The organism is Lysinibacillus sp. NPDC097162 (genome assembly GCF_044762185.1).
Lineage (GTDB): Bacteria > Bacillota > Bacilli > Bacillales_A > Planococcaceae > Lysinibacillus.
On the sequence record NZ_JBIWDT010000006.1, the window covers coordinates 217,749 to 226,561 of the forward strand.

The following is an 8,813-nucleotide window of genomic DNA, read 5'->3' on the forward strand; positions in this document are numbered from 1 at the left end:
GTCTATCTACATGTGGATAGACTGATTTTATTCACATAGAAGCACTTATCCACAAATCCACAGGGCCTATTACTATATCTTTTATATTTAAATAAATAAATAATATAAATATGTGAGGGAAAAGAAATGAAATTTGATATTTTACGTGACCGTTTACTAGAAGGTTTAAATGATGTCATGAAAGCAGTAAGTTCAAAAACAACTATTCCAATATTAACGGGAATTAAAATTGATGTGACAAACGAAGGAATTAGTTTAACTGGTAGTGATGCTGATATTACAATTCAAACATTTATCCCAGTAGAAGAAGATGGACAACAAATTATTCACATTACAGAAACAGGTTCAATTGTCGTACAAGCACGTATGTTCAATGAAATCGTACGTAAATTACCAACAAATGAGGTAGAACTTCAAGTTACAACAGGTTTCCAAACGCATATTCGCTCAGGTAAATCTGAATTCCATTTAATTGGCTCAGATGCAGCTGAATATCCTTTATTACCTGAATTAACCGAAGATCAAAAATTTACTATACCTGCAGACCTACTAAAATCAATTATCCGTGAAACAGTATTTGCTGTTGCTACTTCAGAAAGCAGACCGGTGTTGACAGGTGTAAACTGGCAGATAAAAAATGAAGCATTAATCTGTGTTGCAACAGATAGCCATCGTTTAGCAAGACGTAAAGTACAACTAGAAGACTTACCAGAAGTTGAACATAGCGTTGTCATTCCTGGTAAAAGTTTAAATGAGTTAAACAAAGTGTTAGAAGACTCTACAAACCTTGTCCAAATTGTTATTACAAGTCAGCAAGTTTTATTTAAAACAGGAGATGTATTATTCTTCTCTCGCTTGCTTGAAGGTAACTATCCAGATACATCACGTTTAATTCCAGAAGAATATCAAACAAATGTAACGATTAACGGTAAAGCATTGTTACAAGCAATCGATCGTGCATCACTTGTGGCGCGAGGTGATCGTAATAATGTCGTGCGATTTGAAATTTTAGACAGTCAAGCGGTTGAAGTTTCATCGAATTCTCCGGAGATTGGTAAAGTACAAGAAGAAATACTTGTTGAAGCATTAGAAGGGGAAAACTTAAAAATTTCCTTTAGCGCGAAATACATGATGGAAGCATTGAAAGCAATTGATGGCCAAGATGTAGTGATTCAATTTACAGGCGCAATGAGACCGTTTATTTTACGTTCTGTCCATGATGATGCAATTCTACAATTAATTTTACCAGTACGAACATATTGATCCTCTAATTTTTACTAGTTGAGCAATGCTGAGAAAAGATATTTGTGTTACGTTTACTTTATTTGGATAAACTTTGGGATAGTCGCTAGTTGCGGCTATCTTTTTTTACTTATGATGTATTTTTAGGTATGATAGAGAGATAGACATTCTGTATTTGGAGGGTAACACAGCTATGAAAGACATTGAAATCGACGTAGAGTTTGTCACATTAGGGCAACTTTTAAAAATGACCGATGCTATTAGCTCAGGTGGAATGGCCAAATGGTTTTTACACGAAAATGATGTTTACGTAAATGGCGAGGTAGACGATCGCCGTGGTCGCAAATTACGTAACGGAGATGTTGTAAATATCCCTGGATCTGGCCGGTTCCGAATTGTTGGGCCTATTGGACAATAAATTATGCATATAGAGCAGTTAAAACTTACAAATTACCGTAATTATGACGCATTGGCGTTAAATTTTTCACCGAAAATAAATGTATTTATTGGTGAAAATGCCCAAGGGAAAACAAATGTCATGGAATCTATCTACGTTTTAGCGATGGCTAAATCGCATCGTACGACGAACGATAAAGAATTGATACGTTGGGATTCAGACTATGGTAAAATAGAAGGGGCCGTTCAAAAAAGGCATGGTATTTTACCGATAGAGCTTAGTATTACGAAAAAGGGCAAAAAAGGTAAGATTAATCATATTGAACAAAGTCGCCTAAGCCATTATATTGGTCAAATGAACGTAGTGATGTTTGCGCCAGAAGATTTGAATGTTGTAAAGGGAAGTCCACAAATACGTCGACGTTTTATCGATATGGAGATTGGCCAAATTTCGCCAGTCTACTTACATGATTTATTAACCTTTCAAAAGATTTTAAAACAACGTAATCACTATTTGAAGATGAATCAGGGCAAGGTAATGACTAACGACGTGATGTATGATGTTTATAATGAGCAGTATATTCACGCAGCTACCCAAATTATTCGAAAAAGATTTCAATTTATGGATTTGTTACAAGAGTGGGCAGAACCAATTCATGCAGGAATTTCACAAGGTAAGGAAACTTTAGTTATTAAATACCGCACCGTAGCAGGTATTGATAAAGGACAGACGACTGGTGAAATTGAAGATCTCTTGCTTAAAAAGCTAATAGAGGTTAAGGATCGTGAATTTGATCGTGGCGTCACTATGGTTGGTCCACATCGAGATGATTTGCAATTTTTGGTGAACAACTATGATGTGCAAACATATGGTTCCCAAGGGCAGCAACGTACAACTGCTTTATCATTAAAGCTTGCCGAAATTGAGTTAATTAAACAAGAAACAAATGAAACACCCATTCTACTTTTAGACGATGTATTGTCGGAACTCGACGATTATCGCCAATCGCATTTATTAAATACCATTCAGGGTGAAGTCCAAACCTTTGTAACGACTACAAGTGTTGATGGAATTCATCATGAGACGATGGAACATGCACAGCTGTTCCACGTGAAACAAGGTGCGATTGAAGAAAGTTAGCCAGGGAGTTTTTTAGATTATAAAAGAATGGTAATAGTCAGCTCGGTTGACTGTTCATTCATTTACACACAATGATGTTATGAAGGAGTAGATGGAAGCCGTGGCTATAGAAAACGAAGGTTTACAAGATCAAGCGTATGAAGCCGATCAGATACAGGTATTAGAAGGTTTAGAAGCGGTTCGTAAAAGACCTGGGATGTATATCGGTTCAACAAGCTCTAAAGGACTTCACCATTTGGTGTGGGAAATCGTTGATAATAGTATTGATGAAGCACTTGCAGGATTTTGTACTGATATCTCAGTTACGATTGAAAAAGATAACTGGATTCGTGTAGAAGATAATGGACGAGGAATTCCTGTTAGTATTCAAGAAAAAATGGGTAAACCAGCTGTCGAAGTAATTATGACAGTGCTCCATGCCGGAGGTAAATTCGGCGGTGGGGGTTATAAAGTATCTGGTGGTCTTCATGGTGTAGGGGCGTCGGTTGTAAATGCTTTATCAATCGAGACAATCGTCCAAGTTCACCGTGAGGGACATATTCATGAAATAAAATTCGAACGTGGCAAAACTAAACAAGAATTAACTGTTATTGGCGAAACAGATCATAACGGAACAACTACTCGTTTCAAAGCAGACCCAGAAATTTTCAAAGAAACAACCGTTTATGAATTCGATATTTTAGCACATCGTATTCGCGAACTAGCATATTTGAATCGCGGTATTCGAATTACAATTGCAGATGAGCGTGAAGATGAGATTCGTTCTACTACATATCATTATGAGGGTGGTATTCGTTCTTATGTAGAGCACTTAAATAAATCTAAAGAGCCTATCCATGAACCAATCGATGTTCTTGGTGAAAAGGATGGTATTTCAATTGAAATTGCAATGCAATATAATGCAGGCTTTTCTTCGAATATATTCTCATTCGCTAATAATATCAATACGTACGAGGGTGGTACACATGAGTCTGGCTTTAAAACAGCTCTTACTCGTGTTATCAATGATTACGCACGTAAAAATGGTTTATTAAAAGAAGCTGATGCCAACCTTACAGGTGAAGACGTTCGAGAAGGATTAACAGCTATCGTATCTATTAAGCATCCTGATCCGCAATTTGAAGGACAAACGAAAACAAAGCTCGGTAACTCAGAAGTAAGCCAAATAACGAATGCATTATTCTCAGATGGATTTGAACGTTTTATGTTAGAAAATCCAACTGTAGCACGTAAAATAATTGATAAAGGCTTAATGGCTGCTCGTGCACGTGTAGCAGCGAAAAAGGCTCGTGAATTTACACGCCGTAAATCAGCGCTTGAAGTATCAAGTTTGCCTGGTAAACTTGCGGACTGTTCTTCTACAAATCCTGCAGAATGTGAAATTTACATTGTAGAGGGTGACTCTGCCGGTGGTTCAGCAAAATCTGGACGTGACCGTCATTTCCAAGCCATTTTACCTTTGCGTGGTAAAATTTTGAACGTTGAAAAGGCACGATTAGATAAAATTTTATCGAATGCAGAAATTCGAGCAATGATTACAGCATTCGGTACTGGTATTGGTGAGGAATTTAATTTAGAAAAAGCCCGTTATCATAAAATTATTATTATGACGGATGCCGACGTAGATGGAGCGCATATCCGTACGTTACTTTTAACATTCTTCTTCCGTTTCTTAAGACCGCTAGTAGATGCTGGCTATATTTATATTGCACAGCCACCACTTTATCAAGTGAAGCAAGGTAAGCATGTTGAATATTGCTATGATGATATTGCGCTACAAGAGATTTTAGGAAGATTATCAAGTATGCCAAAGCCTGTTGTTCAACGTTATAAAGGTCTTGGGGAAATGAATGCAGAGCAGTTATGGGATACAACGATGGATCCAGAGCACCGTACATTGTTACAAGTAGAATTAGATGATGCGATTAAAGCAAATGAAGCTTTCGAACGCTTAATGGGCGATGAAGTAGAACCTCGTCGTCAATTCATTGAAGAAAATGCAGTATACGCTAATTTAGATATTTAATTTTTCTTGAGGGGAGGTCTACACTTTGTCAGAACAAGAACGCTCCGGTGTAAAAGGAGTTAATATAACAGAAGAAATAGAAACATCCTTCCTCGATTATGCAATGAGTGTAATCGTTTCGCGTGCATTACCAGATGTGCGCGACGGATTAAAACCAGTTCATCGTCGTATTTTATACGGCATGCAAGAGCTAGGTAATACAGCAGATAAAGCGTATAAAAAATCAGCACGTATTGTTGGGGATGTAATGGGTAAATACCATCCACATGGTGACTCCTCTATTTATGATGCAATGGTACGTATGGCGCAAGATTTTAGTTATCGTTACATGCTAGTTGATGGTCACGGGAACTTTGGTTCTGTCGATGGTGACGGAGCTGCGGCGATGCGTTATACAGAATCACGTATGTCTCGTATTGCAATGGAAATGCTTCGTGACATAAATAAAAACACAATTGACTACACAGATAACTATGACGGCTCTGAAAAAGAACCAATTGTTTTACCAAGTCGCTATCCAAACTTACTAGTTAATGGTGCAGCGGGGATTGCCGTTGGTATGGCAACAAACATTCCTCCACATAATCTTGGGGAAACGATTGATGGAGTATTAGCACTATCTGAAAATCCTGCTATTACAACCGAAGAATTGATGGAAATCATTCCAGGTCCGGATTTCCCAACAGGTGGGATAATTTTAGGACGTAGTGGTATTCGCCGTGCTTACGAAAGCGGCCGTGGCTCAATTATTATTCGAGCTAAAGTAGAAATTGAACAAAAATCTAATGGTAAGGAAACAATTCTTATTCATGAATTACCTTACCAAGTAAATAAAGCAAAACTAATCGAAAAGATAGCTGAGCTAGTACGCGATAAAAAAATCGATGGCATTACAAATTTACGTGATGAATCTGACCGCCGTGGTATGCGAGTAGTTATTGAAGTACGAAAAGATGCAAATGCTAATGTAGTCTTAAATAATTTATATAAACAAACAGCGATGCAATCAAGCTTTGGTGTTAATATGCTGTCGTTAGTAAATGGTCAACCAAAAGTAATGGGCATAAAAGAGATGCTGTATCATTATTTAGAACATCAAAAAGTCATTATTCGACGCCGTACTGAATTTGACTTGAAGAAAGCGGAAGACCGTGCACACATTTTAGAGGGCTTACGTATTGCACTTGACCATATCGATGAAATTATTGCGATTATTCGTGGTTCTCGTAGCGGTGAAGAAGCAAAACCACAATTAATGGAACGATTTAATTTATCTGAACGTCAGGCGCAAGCCATTTTAGATATGCGCTTAGTCCGTTTGAGTGGATTAGAACGAGAAAAAATTGAAGCAGAATATCAAGAGTTGCAAGTGCTAATTGCTGAATTAAAAGCAATCTTAGCTGACGAAGCTAAAATTGTTGAGATTATTCGTACTGAAATATTAGAACTTAAAGAGCGCTTCAATGATGCCCGTCGTACAGAAATTACATCTGGCGGTATGGAAATGATTGAAGATGAGGATTTAATTCCTGTAGAAAATTCAGTTGTTACTTTAACGCATAATGGTTATATTAAGCGCTTAGCTGCCAATACATACCGCAGTCAAAAGCGTGGTGGCCGTGGTGTACAAGGAATGGGTACAAACGATGATGACTTCGTAGAACATCTTATGAATACTTCTACGCATGATACGATTTTATTCTTCACAACTAAGGGGAAAGTATTCCGTGCAAAAGGTTACGAAATTCCTGAGTATGGCCGTACAGCTAAAGGTTTACCTATCGTTAACTTACTCAACATCGATAAAGGTGAAAAAGTTACTGCAATGATTCGCGTTGATTCATTTGATAAGGATGCTTATTTTATCTTTACGACGAAAACAGGTATTACGAAGCGTACACCAGTATCGCAATTTGCTAATATCCGTACAAATGGCTTAATTGCTATTAGTTTACGAGAAGATGATGATTTAATTGCTGTTCGTTTAACGGATGGTATAAAACAAGTTATTATAGGTACACGTGATGGGATGCTTGTTCGTTTCCAAGAAGATGATATTCGATCAATGGGTCGTACAGCAGGCGGTGTCCGTGGTATTAAACTACGTGACGGCGATGAAGTAGTTGGAATGGAAATCGTTGAACCTGGACAAGAAATTTTAGTTGTTACCGCAAAAGGCTATGGTAAACGTACAACCGAAGAGGAGTATCGTTTACAGAGTCGCGGTGGCGTTGGTTTAAAAACAATTCAAATTACCGACAAAAACGGTCCTATGGTAGCTGTTAAAACTGTGGATGGTTCTGAAGATTTAATGCTTATTACAATCAACGGAATGCTTATACGTATGGATGTAAATGATATTTCATTAATCGGTCGTAGTACTCAAGGTGTTCGTTTAATTCGTTTAGGAGATGACGAACTGGTTGCTACTGTAGCAAAAGTAGAAAAAGAAGATGAAGATGTGTCCGACGAAGATGAAGATGAACAAATAGAAGAATAAAAAAAGGCCGATGAAGACAGCCCTTGTTGCTGCTCATCGGTTTTTATTATATATCATGAAAAATAAGTAATAATTTTGAAATTCGTGATAATATATTAATAGACCTTAGTTTAAGTAAGTGAAATAGTAAAGAGGTGTTTAATTTCGTGGAAACGGTACATATCCCAATTTCAGAATTACGTTTAGGAAAAGTTATTTCTGAAGATATTTTTGCTAATACACAATATCCTATTATCTTTAAAGATACAGTAGTATCCCATGAACATTTACAAGTTTTTAGTGCATTCAATATTTCAAGAGCGCCTGTATATAAAGATAATGTGAAGGATGTTTTAGTAGAAACCGAAAAAGAAATAGATTTAGCTATACAACCGGAAGCTATCCCAACCTTTAAAAGAGTATACGACAATTCTGTGGAACAATTTAAAAGGGAGTTCAAAAATTGGGAGGCTGGTGCAAAGGTAGATATTACAAAAGCTCGTACAATTATTTTGCCTTTACTGGATATGGTATTAGAAGATCGTACTGTAATTTTTAATTTAAACGAGTATTCTAGCCCTAAAGATTATTTATATCATCATTGTGTAGCTACAGCTTTGATTTCTTCTGTTATTGCTCAAAAATTAGGTTATGATAAAGGGTTAACGATTCAAATTGCAATTGGCGGTTTATTAGCAGATTGCGGAATGGCTAAAATTCATCCGCGTATTCGAGATAAAAAAACGACTTTAACCGAACAAGAATTTGCAGAGATTTATAAACATCCTATATATAGCTACAACATGATAAAGGATTTAACAATCTTAAAAGATACAATAAAAGAAGCTATTTTCCAGCATCATGAGCGCTTAAACGGAAGCGGCTATCCTAAAGGTGAGAAAATCGCTAATATATCTATCTTTGCACAAATCATTGCTGTTGCGGATGTTTTTCATGCTATGACATGTGAGCGTATCTATCGATCTAAACAATCGTCGTTTAAAGTTATAGAAATGATTAATGAGTCGGAGTTTGGAAAGTTTGATATTAAAGTAGTAAGAGCACTGATTGATTTAGTGGCAGACCTACCTATTGGTACAATTATTGAGCTTTCAAATTTAGAGCGCGGGGAAGTAATGTTCGTTAACAAATATGCTCCAACTCGCCCAATAGTTAAATTAAGTATTACTGGTGAGATTTTTGATTTAGGTAAAAACCGTACTTTTTATATTTCACGAATAATTACAAATGAATAGCGTCGACAAAGTATTAATAAGGCAGTCATTAAGGTTCTGATTGCCTTATTAACTTGCTGTAATATAAGAGTGAATTAATGTTATTAAAAACTATTTTAATTTTTTTAGAGAAAGTGTTGACATAGATTATGAAACTTGATATTATTAATGAGTCGCCAAGAGGTGACACACAAAACGAAACAAAATGAACCTTGAAAACTGAACAAGCAAAACGTAATCAATATAGTTTTTACTAGCTAACTTCGTTAGTGAACGAAACAAAATTTTGGACAT

General features: G+C 36.5%; 6 protein-coding genes. All 6 read left to right on the forward strand.

Features of this window, described 5'->3' with window-relative positions; genetic code table 11:
* Positions 1–126: 126 nt before the first annotated feature.
* The 6 genes from dnaN to ACIQXW_RS20550 all read left to right on the forward strand — a co-directional run bounded on the left by dnaN (position 127) and on the right by ACIQXW_RS20550 (position 8,540).
* Positions 127–1,263, forward strand: a complete 1,137-nt coding sequence (gene dnaN, locus ACIQXW_RS20525; protein ID WP_340821512.1) for a DNA polymerase III subunit beta — start codon at positions 127–129, stop codon at positions 1,261–1,263.
* Positions 1,264–1,435: 172 nt separating this feature from the next.
* Complete coding sequence (yaaA, locus tag ACIQXW_RS20530; protein ID WP_340821511.1) at positions 1,436–1,660, forward strand: S4 domain-containing protein YaaA; 225 nt, start codon at positions 1,436–1,438, stop codon at positions 1,658–1,660.
* Between the two features lie 3 nt (positions 1,661–1,663).
* The gene (recF, locus tag ACIQXW_RS20535) at positions 1,664–2,779 is read left to right on the forward strand and encodes a DNA replication/repair protein RecF (protein WP_340821510.1); all 1,116 of its coding nucleotides are present in this window, start codon (positions 1,664–1,666) and stop codon (positions 2,777–2,779) included.
* A 91-nt stretch (positions 2,780–2,870) separates the two neighbouring features.
* Positions 2,871–4,805, forward strand: a complete 1,935-nt coding sequence (gyrB, locus tag ACIQXW_RS20540; RefSeq protein ID WP_340821509.1) for a DNA topoisomerase (ATP-hydrolyzing) subunit B — start codon at positions 2,871–2,873, stop codon at positions 4,803–4,805.
* A gap of 25 nt (positions 4,806–4,830) precedes the next feature.
* Entirely contained in the window at positions 4,831–7,305 is a 2,475-nt protein-coding gene (gene gyrA / locus ACIQXW_RS20545; RefSeq protein WP_402765116.1) for a DNA gyrase subunit A, read from the forward strand.
* A 146-nt stretch (positions 7,306–7,451) separates the two neighbouring features.
* The gene (locus ACIQXW_RS20550) at positions 7,452–8,540 is read left to right on the forward strand and encodes an HD-GYP domain-containing protein (protein WP_340821507.1); all 1,089 of its coding nucleotides are present in this window, start codon (positions 7,452–7,454) and stop codon (positions 8,538–8,540) included.
* The last annotated feature ends 273 nt before the right edge of the window (positions 8,541–8,813 follow it).

Bases quoted from the DNA above. Each gene is read 5' to 3' on its own strand.
- dnaN (WP_340821512.1), top strand. From the start codon at position 127: ATGAAATTTGATATTTTACGTGACCGTTTACTAGAAGGTTTAAATGAT.
- yaaA (WP_340821511.1), top strand. From the start codon at position 1,436: ATGAAAGACATTGAAATCGACGTAGAGTTTGTCACATTAGGGCAACTT.
- recF (WP_340821510.1), top strand. From the start codon at position 1,664: ATGCATATAGAGCAGTTAAAACTTACAAATTACCGTAATTATGACGCA.
- gyrB (WP_340821509.1), top strand. From the start codon at position 2,871: ATGGAAGCCGTGGCTATAGAAAACGAAGGTTTACAAGATCAAGCGTAT.